This is a genomic window from Pseudoalteromonas byunsanensis, from assembly GCF_001854475.1.
GTDB lineage: Bacteria > Pseudomonadota > Gammaproteobacteria > Enterobacterales > Alteromonadaceae > Pseudoalteromonas > Pseudoalteromonas byunsanensis.
In genome coordinates this window covers 38,952-60,972 of sequence record NZ_MNAN01000026.1, presented here as the reverse complement: position 1 = coordinate 60,972, position 22,021 = coordinate 38,952, and the positions used below count along the sequence as shown (strand labels likewise).

2 protein-coding genes are annotated in these 22,021 nt (G+C 43.8%); both read right to left on the bottom strand.

Translation table 11 applies throughout. From position 1 onward, the window contains the following. Positions 1-31 precede the first annotated feature (31 nt). Positions 32-12,112, bottom strand: a complete 12,081-nt coding sequence (locus tag BIW53_RS03945) for a non-ribosomal peptide synthetase (RefSeq protein ID WP_070990517.1) — start codon at positions 12,110-12,112, stop codon at positions 32-34. Next, positions 12,112-22,020 (bottom strand): non-ribosomal peptide synthetase, encoded by a 9,909-nt coding sequence (locus tag BIW53_RS03940; RefSeq protein ID WP_084228063.1) that lies wholly within the window; start codon positions 22,018-22,020, stop codon positions 12,112-12,114. The genes BIW53_RS03945 and BIW53_RS03940 overlap by 1 nt, the downstream gene beginning before the upstream one ends. Position 22,021: the final 1 nt, after the last annotated feature.

The window sequence follows — 22,021 nt, the reverse complement described above, 5'->3', positions numbered from 1 at the left end:
CCTACACTGTAGAACATAATTTTTACACTTGTTAATTGAGTACATAATTCTTTTCCAATAGCAGAGCAACCTCACGGGCATTGCCGTGTTGAAGTATTGTTAAATGATTACCTGACAATTCAACCCCTTGCAATTGATTACAAAGTCGAGCCCACCCCAAGTCAGAGCTTAATGGCTCTCCGTCAAAGCTTGATGTTTGGCTGGCCTTGATAACCAATGTCGGTATATCGCAAGGCAAATTGCCCAACTGTACTGGCGCGTTTACCTGAGCGTTAAACACACATTTGAATCTATCTAATTGTTCAACTGAAAACCGATAACCATATTGAGATAAATAATCGCTAAGCCATTGGAGTTGTTGCTGTGAGTCTAACGACTGGTAGTGCAAAAACTGCTCTTGCGTTACCTGTAGCGAAAAGAATTGACTAAAGTTTTCAAGGATAAACAGCGCACACTGTTTATCATCAACCAGCTCTGGCTGTTGTCTGGGCACGGGAGTATCCAAAACAGTTAGAGTGACGCTCTGAGCGTGATTTCGATGTAGACTTTTCGCCATTTCATAAGCAATAAAGCTACCAAATGAATGCCCGACCAAATGTATCTGCTCTGATAGTCCGGCTTGATTGATCGCTTCTAAATAGTGCTCGGCAGTGGCGTAAATTGAAGCTGTAATGCGATGTTCATAGGCTATCTCATCAGGCTGTAGCCCATAAACGGGGATCCGTTCATCGATATTTTGTACCAACGCTTGAAATGCGATGAGTAAGCCACCAGCACCAGCTATTAATACGATAGGCGCATATCCCGCTTGCCCTGTTTGTAAACATAGTAATGATGTGAGTGGTAATGGCTCATTGCCTTGAGCTTTTGTCTGCGAAAGTAACTCAATTGCCTCACTAAGTGCTCTGATACTGCGATGTTGGAACACAAAATCAATTGGCACGGACAAGTTGAGACTATGACTTAGCTGACCCACCAAACGCATCGCCAGCAAAGAATGGACACCTAGAGTGAATATATCATCGTCTAAGGCGATATGATCTAGATTTAGCAAAGCTTTAAGCTGGCTTGATAATGCACTTTGTAGCGGAGTATGTACTTCAGCGCCGGTAGCTTCTTGATGTAGCTGTAATTTGCTGGCCTGTGCGACCAAGGACTTACGATCAACTTTACCATTGGTCGTTAAAGGCAACTCATTCACGAAAATAATGTGTTGGGGCACCATGTAATCTGGCACCTTACAAGCCAGTGCAGAACAGATCTGCGCGTCACTTACGGGCACATGGGTTACCAAAAACGCCACTAATTGCTTAGAGTCTGACACATCCTCACGTATCACCACGGCGCACGCTGTCACTTTGTCATCCAACAGCAGATTTCTCTCTACCTCAGCCAGTTCGACACGATAACCCCTGATCTTAACCTGTTCATCCAACCGGCCAATAAAGACAATCTCACGCCTTTCGTTTAAACGCACTTTATCGCCAGTTTTATATAGCCTTTTGTTAGAATAAGGTAGAACAACAAAAGCACGATTTGTTTTTTCAGTATCCCCCAAATAACCACGAGCCAATGCATGGCCACTGATGTGAAGTTCGCCCGCAATGTAATCAGGTAAGGCTCTCAAATGCCTATCTAGTACCGCCAACTGCACTTGGGCAACCGGTCTGCCAATACAGATGTCTCCTTCGTGGTGATGAGTTACATCTTGTAAAGTCGCTGATATTGTCGCTTCCGTCGGGCCATAAGCATTAATCAACCGAATTTGACTGCCATAATTGCGTTGCCAAGATGACAAAGCAGATAATTGCATTTGCTCCCCACCGATGGTGATCATCCGCAGTTGTGGTCCGAATTCAACCTGTTCAAGTGCAAGTTGATGCCAATATGCAGTAGGCAAACTCATAAGCGTCAAAGCACAGCGTTTGGCTACCTGTGCCAAACCTCTGGCAGATAGCAATTGATTAGAGTCACTCATAACCAAAGTGGCCCCATTAAGGAGCGTACAAAATACTTCTTCGGCAAATACGTCAAAGCTACAACTGGCGAATTGCAGATAGTTATCCTGCGCTGTAATGTCATAACATTGACTTAAAAATGACACGTAATTAATCACACTTCGCTGCTCTACCATCACTCCCTTGGGCACACCTGTAGTACCCGAGGTATAAATGACATAACACAGTTGCTGATTGTGATGTGTTGCCTCAAGCAACTCTGCGCTCGCTAAATTCTCTGTATTTATAGCCTGCATATCAAAGCACTGACATTCAGGCAGTGCCCCTTGCCAGCCGTTTTTATCGGTAATGAGGGCAGACACATTGGCATCTGAAATCATATAATGGCGACGTTCAGATGGCAGCTGCGGTGAAATGGGTAAATATGCTGCCCCCAACTTTAAACATGCCAATATAGCCGTGACCAAATCAAAACTTGGCGCTAAACACACCCCTAAAATTGGCTGATGAGATTTGCTATTTACCAATTGTGCTTTGAGATAACAAGCCAGGTTTGTCGCCTCTTGATCAAGCATTTTGTAACTTATGCTCTGTAATTGATCATCACGATAAAATTCTAAAGCTTTTGCATGTGGGTAGCGCTGAACAATATCAGCAAACCTTTGTTGTAAGGTTTTTGCTGTACTGAACGGCATAAAGTCTGAGCTATTCTCAGTCCCTAGGTTGAACGTATCTATCTCTAAAAAGCAATCATGATTAGCAACGAGTGGCAACGTGCTTAACTGGCTTTGTGGTGAACTAACAAAGGCACTTAGCAGCCATTGTATTGTTTCTAAGCTTTGTTTGGCCGTACTATGGCTAAATAAGCTTATGTCATATCCGAGCGTCAGAGATAGACGTTGCCCTGTGCCCACTACAAAGGTAATTGGGTAATGTGTCTCATCTTTATGGGACTGCTGAGTAACCTTGAACGGTGTATGCTCAGTACTATCTAATGGATCCGTTGGATAGTTTTCAAAAACATATAGCGCATCAAAAAGTTCGGTGCCATTTTCAATCTCGCTGCAATCATGTACCAGAGTTAGAGCGCTATGGCTGTATTGCGCAAGCTGTAAATGATTTTGCTTAACCGAATTTATATAGTCAACAACCGTGCCAGTGGCTGGGATGTCCAGTTTCACCGCTTGAGTATTGATATACAGACCAACCTTTTGTTCGACATTAGTAAGGTCGCTGGGTCTACCCGAAATAGTTTGTCCAAACAATGCGTAGTCTTTGTCACAACATACGCTGAGCCAGTATCCCCAGACAGCCTGCAATACATGATTAAGTGTAAAACCATGAGTCTGTGCAAATTCTCTTAGCTGCTCACATTGGCGCGGGTCAAGTTCTATCTCAAGTTCTTTAATATGCTGCTGCGAAGAATTTGCTGGTGTTGCTATATGTGCACTTAATAGCGTTGGCTCTTTCGCATCCCATAGGTACTTACGCCAGAACGCTTGCTCACCGCCATCCCCTGTATTCAAAAGATAAGCGATATAATCTCGGTAATTATCTGGTGATATTTGCAGCGCCTTACCACTTATACGGGCATTGTATAGAGACATTAAATTGGCAAACAATATAGGTAATGACCAGCCATCCATAATCAAATGATGGTACGTCCAGATAAAACCGTATTGATTTTCTGTCAGTGGCACTAAACGCAAGCGCATGCACGGCGCACACGTCAAATCAATGCCTGCGTCAATCTCCTGGCTAGCTAAACTGTCAATATAAGCTGTAATTTGCTCATGACTTAGTTTCTTTAATAGAAGTTCATCAACTTGAAACGGTAATTCACACTTCTCTATAACCACCTGTAGTGGCTCCTCAATACCGTTAACAAAGGCGCTTCTAAGTATGCTGTGCGTCGCTATCACTTGTTGCCATGCATAGGCAAATGCTTCTATATCAAGTTCACCTTCAAATTTCATCACAGCTTGCTCTAAGTATGGCGATGAGTTTTGACTATGTCGCTGACTATGCAGCCACATGCCTTGTTGCAACATACTTAATGGGTAGATGTCTTCGATGTTTTGCTTAGCAAATGGCGCAACTACGTTTTGCAACTGTAAACGTGATACTCCCTTTAATAAGCTAAAATCGCTAGGTATATAGTGTCTTTGGGTTTGCTCCATACAATGACTGACCACGTCCTGTAAACTTTGAGCAAAATACTGTGCGAATGCCACTACGTGATTTTCACTAAGACGGTGTCTATCAAAATCAAACAATAAAGTGAGTTGTGCATCACTCACAGACGCTGTGATTTGCAGGCCATAATATAGCTGATTGTACTTACTGTGTAATTGACCAACCGACTCTGTTGCATCAGCTATCAGTCCAGCGTTATTAAGTGCTCCATCTAACTGTCCAAGATAGTTAAAAAACAGCTTATCTTGAGTGTCGATATGCAATGAATCACGCACAGCTTTTGACGGATGGTTATACCGTAACGCTCCATAACTACTGGCAATATTTGTGGTACTGGCGAGCTGCTCTTTAACATTACTGATAACCTCAGTTAAATTGGCTACATTGCTGAATAAATGCAATGGAAACAGCGATGTTAACCAGCCCACACTGCGATCATTTGCAAACTGCTGTTGTAGTAACTCACGACCATGTCCTTCAAGCATGATGACTTGCGATTTGGTTTGATAGAGGTGCATCATCGTCCACTGTAATGCACTAAGCAGCAATGCTTGAACGCCAGTGCCATAAGCGTGATTGGCATCCTTGAGCAGCGCTTTGGTTAAAGTAGCAGCGCACGTGATTTTGTGGTTTACAGGATCTGGATTGAGTGTTTTTCTAGTTGCTTGCAACGGTAACACGCTAGTCGATTTAGCGCGCTGAGCGAGCTTTTGCCATTTATCTAGGTGTATTTTTGCTTGGCCCTGTGCCACAAAAAAATCACTGATAAGGTTTAAATTCGTGCTGTGCTCTGGAAACTCTGGGGCTTTCCCTCTCACCACATTGCCACAGGCATGTTGCATGTCTTCAAGAACGATACGCCATGATACGCCATCAATTAACAGATGGTGGGCTACCAATAACAGTCGGTTTGTACTTTCAGCAATTGGTGTTTTTATATAGCAAACACGAAACAAACTAGTACGCGAGAATGCAAAGCTCGACTGTATTTGTTGTGCTTTTTTTGTAAGCTCTGTTCGCCAATCAGCATCATCACTGAGATCAATATGTTCAAGTACATCGTCAATAGCTAGCTTATCAACCACTTCAAGCTGTGAGCCATTAGTCACGATGCGCAGCCCTTCATGCTGTGCAATAATGCTTAGTATTGCCTCCGCCATGTGATGCAAAGACAGCGACTTGTTCAGAGATAACATTAACGCTTGATTCCAGTGTGTTGGTTGAGCGAACTGCTGCTCAAAGAACCACTGTTGAATAGGTAGCGCCTTAAACTGACCAACGTGTGGTGGCGTTGGCATGAATAAACTTTGATACGAACCTAGGTCTTGCACCTGTTTGGCTAGTACCTCAACACTACTATAGTTAAATACATCAGCAACCGAAATTGAAAAACCAATGGCTCTTGCACGACTAGCAATTTGAATGCTCAATATTGAATCGCCACCATGAGCAAAAAAATCATCCGATGCTAAGAATGCGTCGTTATTGAGCACCTCACGGTAGATCCTCAACAACAATGCCTGTGTTGTACCCTGCACCTCAATGTCATCACCTCTACGGATTTGGCTATTCGATTCTCCCTCTAGGGCGAGTTCATTTAGGGCTCTGTGATCTATTTTGCCATGAACTGTTAACGGTAATTGCTCTAAAAAGACATAACGATTTGGATGCATATATACGGGCAATTTATGTGCTATCAATTGTATGACCGCCTCTTGCACTGACTGTTTCGTACTGCTATCAGCTACAATAAATGCAATCAATTGTTTAACATTTTTAGCCGATGAGTTTACCTGTACAACGCACTCGTCAACCGAGCTATGACTTAACAGAACCTGTTCAATCTCTGCCAATTCAATTCGGTAGCCTCGCAGCTTTACCTGCTCATCGTTACGGCCAATGTACGCAATTGTGTCATTGTTTATACAACGCACGAGATCGCCAGTTTGGTATGCTCTAACAGCCTTCCCTTGTTGACACTTTAGAGTAACAAAGCGTTGTTGAGTCAACTGCTCTTGGTATAAGTAACCTCTGGCCAGCCCTTCACCAGCTACATACAACTCACCCACCATTCCCTTTGGCACCGGTTGTTGCAAGCTATCTAGAATATACAAACTGGTATTGTCTATAGGTGAACCAATATCTGGGGTTTGTTCTTTGTTTGTCACCACCCCAGAGGTTGCGACAACGGACGATTCTGTCGGCCCATAGTTGTTCACAATGACAAATGGGTGGTTTGACACATCCACTTGACTGAGCTTATCCCCGCCTACTAACAAATAGTGTAAATGTTGAGGGTCGAACTGTTTATCAGCCAACATGATTTCAGCGATAGGTGTTGCTAAAAAGCAATGCGTCACCTTGTGGCCTGTTAATACACGCGATAGTGCCGATGGTGAGTTCAAAGTATCTCTGGCGATAGTAATTATGGCTGCACCACTACTTAGGTATGGCCATATTTCCCAAGCAGCGGCGTCAAATGCAATATTTGCTGTTTGACTCGCAACACATTGCTCAGATACGTTGAACGCGCGACGATGCCAAAGACATAGGTTCATCAAGCCGTGATGTGGGATCATGACACCTTTAGGATTACCCGTTGTGCCAGAGGTATAAATCACATAAGCGAGTTGCTCAGACGTCACTACAGGCAAGCTCTTCACCTCTTTAGAGGCAATAATAATATCGTGTTCTAAATGATAATCATCAATACACAACACTTGGCAGCCAGCTTGCGCAAGTGAAGATAATTTATCGAGGCTATCACTGCGGGTGATTAACCATTTTGCCTTACAATCAGAGGCGATAAAATCAATTCGAGCTTGAGGGTAATCTGGGTCAACGGGTACGTAGCAACCACCCGCTTTCAAGACCGCCAGCATACTCACCACTAAATCAATACCCGAGGCCATGCTAACCATCACACACTGTTCAGCTAATAGCCCTTTTGCCAGAAGATATTTAGCCAACTCTGTACTGTGCTGTTCCAGCCACTGATAAGTAGCTGTTTGAGTATTATTGGGCTCTACAAGTGCGGTACTATCTTTTGACTCGTCACTACAAGCAATACTTGCTATCTGGTCAATAACCGTTTGCGCATGCGCTCCTTCAGTATATTTGCCATGCAGTATATGACTTGGGATCTGCTCTTTTGTCAGCAACGGTAACTCAAGCACGTTACGATTGGGTGCCTGAACAATATGCTCTACAAGCACCGCAAACGCGTTTGCCATAGCCGAAATAGTTTGCTCATTAAACAATTGGCTGTTATATGCCCAAGTAAAACGCATATGTGGTTGCCCTTGAGCATTTAGTTCCTCAGTACAACTGAGCTCTATGTCAAACTTGACCTGCTGCGATAAGGTTTCAATAGCGCAGGTATCAAGACCTGCCAACTTTAACCTGGTATCAATTTGTGGATTCAACGAAAATGTCAGTTGAAAAACACTTTGATGACTTAAGTCTCTACTAAGCTTTAACTGTTCAACAATTTGCTCAAAGGGCATATGTTGGTGTTGATGTATCTCTTGCAGTACTTTCTTTTGTTGAAGTAATAACCCTTCAAAGCTCATTTGTTCCGTCAGAACGGCACGGATCGGCAAGGTGTTTACAAAAAAGCCTATCAATGACTCAAGCACAGAGTGACTTCGCCCCGAAAAAGGAGAGCCTATTACGACATCAAGGCTGTTACTAAAGCGTGCAATCAACAATGAATAGGCGCTGTGTAACCAAGTAAACGTAGTAATATCCAGACGCTGACAATGCGCGCGAATAGCCTCACTGGTGGCTTTGCTAAATCTTTGCGTCACATGGGCTCCTTGTAAAGAGAGCTGCTTAGTTCTGGGTTTATCCAGTGATAACTGATGCAAAGGTGGTGCGCCAGACAAGTGTTCTAGCCAAAATGCTTTATGTTGTTCGAGCGACTCACCGTTTAAAGTCTTTCTTTGCCAAAGCGTATAATCGGCGTATTGAATAGGCAGCGGGTTTCTGAGACTCTCTGGTAATGCCTGAGTGTGGGCATAGTGATGATAAAATTGGGTAAACTCAGTAACCAGAATATCTAATGATTTAGCATCGGATGCAATGTGGTGCATATTGACTAGCAACCTATGGTCATCACAATGCCACTTCACCAGTACTACGCGTATCATTAAATCACTGTCTAGTTTAAACGGCGTTTGTCTGTCATCACGCAGAACTTTAAGCCACAATCTACTTTTTTGTTCTTCACTAAGTGCGCTACCATCAACATAGTTAACTATGTCACAACGGACTTCATTGATTTTTTGCACGGGCTTTGCATCATGATTCTTCACAATGCAGGTTCGCAGTACCTCATGGCGCGCGACTATTGCCTGCCAAGCTTGGGTAAATGCATCAATGTTAAGCATGCCTTTAAGTGCAAATGCAGCGCTCATATGGTACTCAAGACTACCTTGTTGGATTTGATCGATACTCCATAAGCGTTGCTGTGCAAATGATAGCGGCAAAACAGTCTGATCAGTACGAGGAACTGGCAAAATGTCTTGGCTATGATGGCGTTGAGCCTGGTTATTCTGGGCAAGTACGGCGAGTGATTTAACTTTAGGTTGCTGAAATAAATCTTTTAAGGTGATATTGAGCTTAGCGTGCTCTCGCAGCTTTGTAACAACCTGCGTAGCCAGCAATGAGTGCCCACCCAGCCTAAAGAAATGGCAATCACGTCCGACCTTAGGCACTTGTAGAACCTCTGAAAAACAATCCGCGATAAGTTTTTCAATTGGTGTAGTGGGTTCAGTAAATTCATCACTTAGAGAGCCCGTTTCATCCAGTGCCAACAATGCTTTTTTATCTACCTTTCCATTAACCGTCAACGGCATCTGTGAAACCGCAATAACGCAGCTAGGCAGCATAAACTCAGGCAACGTCTGGCGTAAATATTGCTGCGCCTGAGATGTTAAATCATCAAATTGTGCCTGATCACAAACCACCACAAAGGCGCAGATCCTTGCTCCTAACGTTTCATCACGATTGAGTAGCACCACCACTTCATCAAGCCAAGGGTGCGCACGTAGTTGATTCTCAATCTCACCCAGCTCTATACGGTAACCTCTTACTTTAACCTGATCGTCAATACGACTGATATACAGCAGTTCACCACTGGACAAATAGCGCACCAAATCACCTGTTTTATAGAGTTTACCCGTTGTTGCAAAGGGGTCGGCAATAAAGCGCTCAGTATTTAAGTCATCTCTTTGCCAGTAACCACGGCAAACCCCATCTCCTCCTACATACAACTCACCCACAGCGCCGGGTGGCAATAACTGTTGCTGCTTATCAAGTACATAACAAGATGTTGTAGGGATCGGGTGACCGATGTTGCTAGCACCTTGTGATATTTCATGGTCGGTAATACGTTTATAAGTAACATGTACCGTGGTTTCAGTAATGCCATACATATTAATCAACGCGCAATCGGTAAAACGTTTAGCCCATGGTGCAAGTTTTGCAGGTGCAAGAGCTTCACCGCCAAAAATGACATAACGAATACAATTTTGGGCAAGCTGACTCTCATCCAGTGCTAGCATACTGTTTTGAAGCACATAAAACGCGCTAGGAGTTTGATTTAGTACACTTACCTGCTGTTCAATTATTAGCTTGGCAAACTCGTCACTGTCTTTGCTTTGCGCAGAACTGAGCACCACTAAGCGGCCCCCGAATAACAAAGCGCCATACATCTCCCACACCGAGAAATCAAAGCAAAAAGAATGAAATAAAGTCCAAACATCGTGTTCATTAAAATCAAATAATCGCGGCTCAGTAAACAACAATCTCACCACTTGGCGGTGCTCTATTTGCACGCCCTTTGGCCGCCCAGTTGTCCCCGAGGTGTATATCATGTATGCCAAATGCTCTGGTCGAATATCAAGATTTGGATTAGATGTATCTTCACAAGCACTATAAATTTCAGAGTCGTTGATGTTTATAACGTTGTCAGCCAAACTCTCGAAGCGCTGATAGTTTTGTCCATCGCAGACAAATAAACTACCGCTCTGGTTTGTGCTGTTCACATCATTAATGATGTAATCAATCCTGTCTTGCGGGTAATCAGGATCAATAGGTACATAGGCACATCCCGCTTTTAAAATTGCCAATAGCGTAACAACGAGATCTACACTGCGACCAACACTTACGGGGATCAACTGCTCTTTACTTACCCCTTGTGCCAAAAGAATATGAGCTAATTGGTTGGCACGCAGATTGAGTGCTTTGTAGCTTAATATGCTATTTTCGTCCGTAAGAGCGATACGCTGAGCAAAGCTCTCGACCTGGTGTTCAAACACAGTTACTAAATTTGCATCTTGTGGCCAAATCACATTACTGCACTGCGGCTGTGCCAGTAGTGCCCGTTGCTGCTGCACTGTCACCATAGGAATACGAGCACACATGGTGTTTGCATATTCACTAACATGCTCCAACAACAATGCAAAGCTATCTGCCCAATTTTGAATGGTCGCTAAGTCATACAACGCACTGTCAAACTTCCAGTTGAGCAACACACCTTGCGCGTTTAATTGCACATTTAATTCTAGGTCGCACTTAATGGCACATTCGACTTTTTGTGCTCCTGCCTCTTCAATACTCAACCCCGGCAAGTTAAACGCGCCCTGCTCTGCGTGTTCAAGCGTAAACAGGATCTGAACTAAGGGATGATGGCTTAAGTCTCGTTTACAGTTCAACGCATCAACCAGTTTATCAAACGGCATGTTTTGATATTCAAAAGCCTGTAAGATTTGTTCTTTTTGCTTTTGTAACCAATCATCGAACTTACTGTCATCCTCTAGCTGTGCGGGAATAACTATGGTGTTGACAAACAAGCCTATCAGTGGCTCTAGCTTTGGATGAATACGCCCCAATACCGGCGTTCCTACCAACACCTTGTCAGTTTGGTTGAGTCGGCCAATAAATAACATAAAGCAACTTAGTACCCACATAAATGGCGTAACATTTTGCTTTGCGCTTTGTTCGAGTAAGCGGTGCTTTGATGCTAGACTCAGCTGTTGACGGAACACTTGCCCAGCTAAGGCTTGCACTGCGGGCCTTGGTCTGTCCGTAGGCAATGATTGAATGGGCTCTAAATCGGCTAACTGGTTTTGCCAATAATTGGTGGCATCCGCGAGATATTCACTATTAAGTGTGTCCCTTTGCCAAAGCGCATAATCCGCATATTGAATCGATAACTCAGGCAAAGATGGTTCGATACCGGCAATCCGAGCGCTATAGATTGTTTCTATTTCCATCACCAAACGAGCCAATGAAGCACCATCAGAAATGATGTGATGCATATTAAACGCCAGCCAATGTTCATTCGCGTCTGACACTAATAATACCCGTAGTAAAGGACCATGGTTTAAATCAAACGCTTGCTCTTGATGGTGCAACAACGAGCGCTTAATTTCTTGTGCTCGAATGGATGGTGAGAATTCATTCGCATTTATCCATGTAAACGGCGTACTTATCGACGCTTGTATGTGCTGCTTGGGGATGCCTTGTTCATCTGCGATAAATTGGGTACGTAGTAGCTCGTGACGTGAAATAATATCCGCGATGGTTTGCTCGAAAATACTAACATCAATGTCGCCATACAACTTAAACTGTATCGGCATATAGTACTGTTTTGAGCCTTGTAATTGCTCTATAAACCAAAGCCCCTCTTGAGCAAAGCTCAAAGGGACTGGCGAAGTGTGAGATACTGCCAACAGCTCTTTGCTATTAGTTTTACTGTCATCTTGGGTAAACTTTTGTTGTACAAAATACTCGATGACCTGAGCTTTATTAGCAATAATACGAGACTTCAAATCATCCGGAAAATCACCGTTTTGCTTAAATGCCAAGCCACCATTTTTTTCATATAAAGTAATACCTGCGGCCAGTGCTTCGCCGATCAAGTTTTCAATTAATAAGGTTTGCTCATTCATTACAAAAACATCTCTTGTGAAGTATCACTTTGGCTATCGCTTGGAGTTGCTTTACTCACCGCTTGATAAATTGCGTACCATTGCGATATTGCCGCTATAGTAGGCCGTTCAAACAACACCCGAACAGGCATATCAATCTCAAGTTGCTCTTTGACCAACGCCGCACATTGGGTTGCCAACAACGAATGTCCGCCCAATGCGAAGAAGTTATCGGTTATTCCCAAATTTTCGACGTTTAATAATTCAGCGAAAATACGCTGCAGCGTTTGTTCAAACTCATTTCTCGGTGCAACATTCTCCGTACAGATGGCTGTGGAGTTCGCTATTTTTTGTAGTGCTTTTAGGTCAACTTTGCCATTGTTTGTCAACGGCAGTTTCTCCAGCACCACAAACTTTTGTGGCAACATGTAGGTAGGCAGATGTTCGGCCAACTGAGTCAACAAAGGTTCGCTCTCGGATGCACTCAACACAAAAGTTCGTTTATCTGAAAGGTGCACAGCGTCTGAAGTCAGCACGATATAAGCCTCAAGGTTTGATGAGTCACTATTAAGCGCTACTGCGGCTTCTTTGATGTTTGGAAGCTTGTTTAGGAAATGATTGATCTCACCCAATTCGATACGATAGCCACGTAACTTAACTTGATGGTCTGTTCTGCCATAAAATTGTAATTGGTCGGCTTTGCCAGCGTCATCCGTAAGCCAGCGTACTTTGTCGCCAGTTTTATAATAAAGCTGCGCTTCACTGTTAGCTGACAGGGATAACGAAACAAACTTTTGCCCGCTAAGTTCTGCCTGCCCTAAATATCCATTTGCAAGATTTTTACCTGCGATGTACAACTCTCCTACAACACCTAGAGGTACAAGGCTTTGTTTTGCATCCAACACCACCAGTTGGGTATTTGCGATGGCACGTCCAATTGGCACACTATGCTCTGCTCGCGCTACTAAGGTTTGGATCTGCTCCTTGCGCGCGAAATAAACGCAAGTCCCAACCGTTGTTTCAGTTGGTCCATATTCGTTTACCCATAACACATTAGGTAATCTGCGACCCAACTGTTCTAGCATCTTGGTGGCTAATGCTTCTCCACCAACCACAACGGTATGCTCACTGAGCGCTTCTTTATCGGCACAAATACTGAGTATTCCTTGCAGATGTGCAGGTGTGAGCTTAAAAAGCTTGGCGGGCTGTGAGAATAGCTCTGAGCTCAATGTCTCTATCAAAGTGTCATCATCTTTGACAACCTTAATACTAAGACCATGTAACAATGCCCCCCATATTGAGGTTACGGTTGCGTCAAACGCCAAAGGTGTGCTCACTATTGAGTATGCGAGTGCTTCATTTAAGTAATTGTCTTGAACATGAGCCAAATACAACGCCAGATTATTATGACTGATTGCCACCCCTTTTGGCTGTCCAGTTGTGCCTGATGTGTAGATCACATAAGCTGGCGCGTCAGGGTTAATATTCGGCTTCACATCAACTGTTGGTGTTTCTTGCCAGCACTTGGCGTCATCTACCGCAACGATAAGTAGATGTTCGGTCTGAGTAACAAGGCCAATAGAGGTTTTATCGACGATTAGTGCGCGCGCTTGGCAATCCTGCAATATAAACTGTATGCGTTGGCTAGGTAATTTAGGGTCAATGGGTACGTAAGTACAACCAAGCTGCCACACGGCTAACATCGCAACGACCATCTCACTTGAAGCAGGCAAACAAATCGCTATGTTGTCACCTTTGTTGACACCCTGCGCCTTAATATAGGCTGCTAATTGTCTAGCCTGATGCTGCAGCGCACTATAGCTAAGCTGCGTGTTATCCGCAGCAATCACAGCTGTCGAATGGCCACTGCGTGTTGCCACATCATCAAAACGTGCCAATAGGGTTGTGTTGTCTTTGATAGCTCGCTGATGGGTATGTACTTGTAGCAGCTCTGTTTGCTGTTCAGCGCTCATCACAGGGATGGCATCTAGTGAACGTTCTGGGTTCTCAAGCAAGGCATTGATCATCACGTTAAATGCGTTTGCCATCAATTTGATACTAGATTTTTTAAACAGTGATGTTGCGAAGTTCCACTGAAGGCTAATACCTGCTGCGGACTCCATAGCATTCACCTCCAGATCGAACTTCATAGTATGCCCATCATCTGGTAGTTGCTCTATATCTAGAGCTGGCAAACTAAAATCGACGACTTCGTTATTCTGTAACGCAAACAAAATTTGAAACAACGGCTGGTGCCCTAAGTCCCGCTCTGGGTTTAGAGTCTCAACCAACTGCTCAAACGGAACAGCTTGATGTTTAAACGCATCAAGTACCACTTGTTTTTGCTGAGTTAAAAATTCAACAAAACTCATATGTTCATCTGCACGGGCTCTTATTACTAACGTATTAACAAAAAAGCCTATTAAATCGGCAAGTTCTGCATGCTCTCTGCCCGCCACTGGGGAGCCTGTCATGACATCAGAGGTTTGACTAAAGCGCATAACCGTTAATGAAAAGACACTGTGTAGCCACATGAACAAAGTCACACCTTGACGTGTACACTGGTGCTTAATGGCTTCTAGCTGTTCGATTGATAAATATTGTATAAATGTATCACCCGATAGCTGCTGTAAAGCTGGCCGTGGATAATCTAATGGCAGTTGGTGTAAAGGCGGATAGTCTTGTAAATGAGACTGCCAATAGCTCAGTGATTGCGCAATACTTTGCTGATGCTTATCTTGGCGCTGCCAATGAGCAAAATCTGCATATTGCACAGGTAACGATTGCAAATATCGCATGGCCAATTGATAACCAGATTCTTTGCTAAAGTGGCGATAAAAAGCAATAAATTCCTTAAGCAAAATCGCCATCGACCATCCATCGCTGGCAATGTGGTGCATATTGAAATGCACTTTATGTCGCTGTGTTCCAAGACGAACAAGCAACACTCTGATCAGTAGGTCCGATGACAAGTCAAATGGCTTCAGCGTGGCTTGAGTCATTAGCTCGTGCCACCTTTCCTCTTGGCCTTGCTTGTCTAGCGATGATAGATCAACAATTTGCAAAGGTACGCTAAAGTGATCATTTACCAATTGCTCTGGCTGTTCACCGCTACTGCCCGGTAAAATGATACTGCGTAACACTTCATGTCGCTTAATAATCGCAAGTAGAGCTTGTTCAAAAGCCGACACATCTAATTGACCATTAAACTCAAAGCTTGCTGGCATATGGTACTGCATTGAGCCTTGTTGTACTTGTTCGATCAGCCAAAGACGCTGCTGAGCATAAGACAGCGGTAAACGTTGTGTTCGCCCTACCTGCACAATACCATCCAAAGGTGCTATCTTTGCACTATGCTCAAGCGCCTGAGCCAGTGCTGAGATACTGGGCGTTTTAAATAACTGCTCCAAAGTGACGTCTAGCTGTTTCTCATCACGAATATGGCTTATCAATCGGATCGCTAGTAATGAGTGGCCGCCAAGCTCAAAAAAGTTGTCATGCAAGCCAACATCGTCACGCTTTAATATCTCCCTAAATAACTGTAGTAAATACGCCTGCAGTGGACTGAGCGAAGTAAGCTCAATACGTTCAGAAACTTGGCTAGATGCTCTTTTGAGACTCTCCTTAAGTGCGTTTTCATCTACCTTGGCGTTACTAGTGAGAGGCAGCGCATCCAAACGATGAAATTGACTTGGCACCATATAAGAAGGTAGGAACTCAGCTAAGTGCTGTTTGTAGCGCTGTTCACTATCTAAGCAGTTAGAGGCGCTGACGTAATGTGCACACAGTTGACCTTGCACATCATCTAATGTCACAGCACAATCAATAATTTCAGGTATCGCTAATAAATGATGGCATATCGCGCCGATATCGATTCGATAGCCACGCAACTTAACGACATTATCTTGTCGGCCACAATATCTTAAATAACTAGGAGCTGCGCCACTATCAGCTTGCCAACGCACCTTGTCTCCTGTGCGGTAGAAGCGCTGCTTAACAACGCTGCCATTGCTGGTAGGCAACGTAAGTACCACAAACTTCTCACTATTGAGCTGTTCGCGATTGATGTAACCTGGGCTCAATACTGAACCAGATATCAGCAGCTCCCCTTCAACATTAATTGGCGCGATATGATCATATTGATCCACGACCAACATCCCAGCTTGCGCTATTGGCAAGCCTATCGGCACATCCTGTGCTTTCATCAAGTGCTCAACATTACTGTCAGGGTCGATGATATACACGCTCGAACCCACCGTGGTCTCTGTAGGTCCGTATTCATTCACCCAGCGGCAACGAGGAAGTTTTGCTCTCAGTGCCAAAAGTAGATCTGCGCTTAACGCTTCACCACCGATGACCAACGTGTGTTCTTTGTCACATGGCTCTAGTCGGGCAGATAACGCTAAAACTATACGTAAGTGGGCTGGTGTCAACTTAAAGAGCTTGTTTTCTAGCGAGCTAAATATGGATGAAACTAGCAAAGAAAGCTGCTCAGGGCCTTCTTTTAATAACTCAACACCACCGCCACAAATTAACATAGGAATAAGTGAAGTAACGGTCGCGTCAAAGGCCAGTGGCGTGCTTATCACAGAGCCACGCAACGAAGTTGCGCTGAGATAATGATCACAGGCATGTTGCAAATAGCCATTTAGATTTGTATGCGTAATCGCCACGCCCTTTGGTTTACCCGTTGAGCCTGAGGTATAAATGATGTAACACAGCGTGTCTTGCTGTGCAGTGACTGCTAAAGCTTCGAGTCCGGTATCTAGCGCTGCCTCACTGTAGGCACTGAAGTTTGACTCATCATCAAAAATATCATCCAACAGTAAAAAGTCGGTGCCACTGTCGATCAATTTTTCAGTTTCTTCACTGAATGCCAATATCATCACCATATCGGCGTCATCAACAATCTCTGCTAAGCCTTTTGCAGGTATATCTTTATGTAAAGGAACATAAATGTGTTGTGCTTTTAAAATTGCCAATACCGCAACCACCATTTGCGCGCAAGAAGGCAATAAAATCCCAATTCGACTTTGTGGCTCAAACGCCATTTCTACAAGACATTGAGCTAGCTGATTGGATAGCTTATCAAGCTGCTCATAACTGAGCGTCAACTCTCCTTCACGCACCGCAATTGCGTTAGGTTGTACTTTCGCTTGAGCACTAAAACGCTGATGCCAATATTGCTCTTGTGAATCAACCTCTAAAGTTTGTGCATAAGCTAACAACTGTTGTTGATTTGCCGGCGAACATAATTCAAGCTGCTTAATCTGACATGTTTGATTAGCGATACACTGAGCGAGCACATGACAATATTGCTCAAAAAAGCTAACAATACTATTGTTGTCCCAAAGTGCTGTGTCATATAACCACTCCATGACCATGCTGTTGCCGTCATCAATCACACTAACTTCTAAATCTAACTTGGCACTGCGCACTTGTGTATCGTAAATGTTAACTTGCAAAGCATCCAATTCGAGAGCTTCATTTACTTGATTGTTCACCCTAAACACAATTTGCATCAGTGGGTGAATCGCAAGATTACGCTCTCCGGCCAGTGCATCAACCAAGGCGTCAAAAGGAAGCTGCTGGTGCTTCAATGCCTCATTCAACGTTACCTTAGAGCGGCTTAACGCCTGCTCAAACGTTGTATGAGCATCAAACTCACTGTTAAGCACAAGGGTGTTAATGAAATTACCAATAATACTTTCAAACTCAGTGCGTGCACGACCAGATACAGGTGTTCCCATCACTACTATGTGCTGATTTGAGACTCGACTCAGCCACATAGCAAAGACAGTTTGTAATGTCACAAATAAGGTATGGCCAGAGCTTTTTACAAACTCTCTGAGCTGTTGTGTCAATGCGTTTGGTAAGCGTTGACAATACAAGGCTCCGCCCTCAATCACCTTATTACTGCGGTCACGATCTGTTGGTAATTCATGCACTTTAGGTGCATTCGAAAGTTGCGCTCGCCAGTAATCAAGGTCCCGATGTGCACCTGACGTCGCTTGTTGATCACGCTGCCAATAAACATAATCAATATAGCTGTATTGTGGAGCCTGCGAAATTGGCTCACCACTGCGAATACTTTGATACGCTTGTGATAAATACCTGCACAACAAGTCGATAGACCAACCATCCGATACAATGTGATGCATGGTCACTATCAGCGTATGCTGCTGTTCACTTAATTTGAGTAGAGTCACACGTAGCATCAAATCTGACTCTAAATCAAAACTGTGTTGATAATCACACAGTACCGCTTTTTCTTGTTCACTGGCTTGCTTATTTACATCGTAAATACTCAGATCATGGTGGATAATATTGAATTCATGCTCATCGTTAAGATACTGAACTGCTTGGCCTTGTTGGCCCATTCGGTAGTTAAAGCGCAAAATACTCTGCTGCTGGACAACATGTGAAAAGGCCTGTGTTAGCGCATTTATATCCAACTGACCCGTTAGCTTAAATACGCCTTGTAAATTGTATTGACTACTATGCCCTTGCATCTGAGCAACAAACCACAGGCGTTGCTGAGAAAATGACATTGGATGTTCGCCAAACAATGAGTGTTGGGCTAGCGCCTCTGGTAGGAAATTATTTTGATGGCTCTGAAGTTCAATTATATGCGCCAGTTCAGCCACGGTTGGGTTAGCAAAAATCTCTTTGAGCGATAAAATACAACCCAATTTGCCACGTATTTGGTTTAACAAGCGCATCGCTAGCAACGAATGACCACCGATGGCAAAAAAGTCATCATGGATTCCTATGTTTTCATTACCAACTATTTGCCTAAACAATGATACCAGCTCATTTTGCAAAGGCGTTTTAGCAAAGCTATTGGCCTCGCTATCTTCGAGCACTAATGGAGCTTTATGTTGTAACAACTGATTACGATCTATCTTGCCATTTGCAAGCATAGGTAGCTGCTCATGCACAACGATCACGTTGGGGATCATAGGCTCTGGCAGGTACAATTTCAGCGCTGACTTAATACTGTGTTGCTGCTGTTTGGCACTGAGCACACTGTGCTGAGCAACCACATGCGCAATCAAGCTTGTTTGGTCGTTATTTGATTGGCAAACCACCGCAGCGGCTTTAACCTCAGGTAATGCGTTAAGCTTGGCTTCTATATCCGTCAAGTCAACTCGATAGCCACGTACTTTGGGCTGATTATCTAACCTGCCAAGGTACTCAATCTCACCCATTTGATTCAATCTGACACGATCGCCACTACGATAGAATCTCTTATTATTTTCTAAAGTTATGAAGGACTTCTCGCTCAATTGCGGTGCATTTATATAGCCTAAAGCTACACTTTGACCACCAATATACAGCTCTCCAGGCATACCAACAGGCACGCACTGCTGCCTGTCATTAAGAATTTTGACTTCTACATGGCAAAGCGGCTTACCTATGCTGAAGCTGCCCCAATTCGGGGTGCTTGAAGACATAAGCTTATTGCATGTTACGCCTACGCAGGTTTCCGTAGGGCCGTAATGGTTGACGATGCAAGCCTTTGGAAAATTACTCTTTATTTGAGTAACAAGTTTATCGGTGAGCGCCTCGCCTCCGAGCACCCATTGTTCAATAGTTGGTTTATGCTCCAATTCAGCTATCTGTGGCAATAGCTCATTGGCAAAAGACGGTGTGATTTTAATAAAGTTTGCTTTACTAAGGCAAAGCTCTGAAACGATTTGTTTTGGTTCAGGGTATTCGCTGTTTGGTGCAATTAGAGCGACACAGCCCCCATGCGCTAACACTGGATACAACCCCGTTAAGCACAAATCGGTCGCCAAGCCAGTCACAACCGCTGAACGCGTCTGTGATGACAAATCCAAAACCTCACTCACCCCAGCTACGTAACTATTCAGTGCGTGGTGAGAGATCATTACCCCTTTGGGTGTCCCAGTTGAACCTGAGGTAAACATTACATAAGCACAATCGCTTTTATCAACGTGCACAACTTCGCTTGAAGCTATATCACCTTCACACAGTTGGCCAAATCGATGATTGTTAATTTGCGCATTATTTAAAGCCGCTAAGTCAGCATCACAAAGCGACAAACCATCAATCACTATCAGGTTATTACACTGTGCCTGTTGTAGCATTTCAATGATGCGACTAACGGGTGTGCCGTGCTCAATCGGCAAATAAGCATGACCTGAGCGCAACACAGCAAGCATAGCCACAACACTGTTGATTGTACGAGGCACCAAAAGCGCAATAGGACCGTTACCGGCAAACTGGCTTTGTATGCCAATCGAGTATGCGACTTGGGCACTTTGTCTATCAAGCTCTGCGAAGCTTAACTGTTGAGGTGTGGTACCTTCTTCGAGTAACGCTATCTTTTCTGGCTGGCTTTGAGCATGAGCCAAAATAGCTTCCAAAGCAGAATAACAGCCGGTTTGTCTGTGGTTATCTAATAGTTGAGTTACCCTACTTAAGCTTGGCAGTTGGAGCTGGGTTATTTGCCCGTCAGTTTGTTCATGAAAAGCTGTAACTAATGCTACAAAATCATCGCTTAGATCATTAATCAACTGCGCATCAAATAGGCTGTCACAATAATCAATGTTTGCAGCTAAACCTGACTCCGTTTGCGAAATATTCAACGTTAAATCGAACTTGGCACTGTGGTTGTCAACAGGGAACAATTGTGCAGACAAATCTCCACATGACAGTGTATCAAGCGCAACGCCATTGTAATTAAACAGCACCTGAAATAACGCCGAGTGAGCACTTGATTTGGCCAAATCAAGCGAGCGAATTATATCTTCAACGGCCACATTTTGGTTCGCCAAACCATGTTTGACCGTCTCTTTAACCTGATTCGTCAGGGTGAGGAATGTTGCTGACTCATCGCACTTGACCCGCAAAGGAAGAGTATTTATAAAACACCCGATCATCGACTCAAATTCAGCCATCGAGCGATTAAGCACTGGCACACCCAAAGTAATATCCAGCTTTTGACTGTAGCGATGCAACAGAGCATAAAATACACTGAGCAAACCCACGAATTGAGTGACTTCAAGTGCGTTACATTGTTTGTTAAAGGCCTCTAGGCGCTGTTTATCAATGTTAAAGTGATGTGTACTGCCATGATAACTCTTGCTGGCAGTGCGCGGATAACTGGTAGGTAGTTCAAAAAAATCAATATCTGTTAACTGTTCACACCAATAGTTCAGTTGATTTTGATACTCATCGCTAGCTTGGTATTGCTGCTCCCAATGTACATAATCCAAATATTGTAACGGGTTAGTATTTATCTCCTCGCTTTGTTCTTTGAGCTCATTGAGTAGAGCTTGAATAAACAGGCCAACAGACCAACCGTCAGCAACGATATGATGCATCGCAACATACAGCCACTGACCTTGCTGAGCGCTTTCATCCACAAACAATGTGGCGCGAAGCAACAAGTCATGTTCAAGGTCAAAGCAATACTTGAGCTCTTTGTCTAGGCGCTTAATAATGTCAGGTTTAGTTTCGCTTTTGATGATGTGCTGCGTTTGTAAAGTAAACACAGGAAGCTCGTTGACACGCTGAATAGCGCCTTGGTCATCAAACATGAAATTAGACCTAAGTACTTCGTGGCGCTTTAGCAAGTTATCTATAGCTCGTTGCACCTGATGCACAGCCACAGGTTCAGACAGTTTCACTACCCCTGCCATATTGTAGGCGTTGGATTGCTCCTCATATTGCGAAATAAACCAAATCCGCTGCTGTGCACAAGAAAGCCTTCCTTGCTTCTTGTTGTGCTGCTGCATGTAAGCTATCAATTGGTCCTTTTGTGCCTTAATGCGCGCTAGTTGTTCACTAGGAACACTAGCTAATTTGGTTCTGAGCTTTAGCTTACCATCTTGCAGATAAACATAGATGCCTAGGCCGTCTAACTCGGCCAACAAATTTTGAATTACTGAATTATCCATA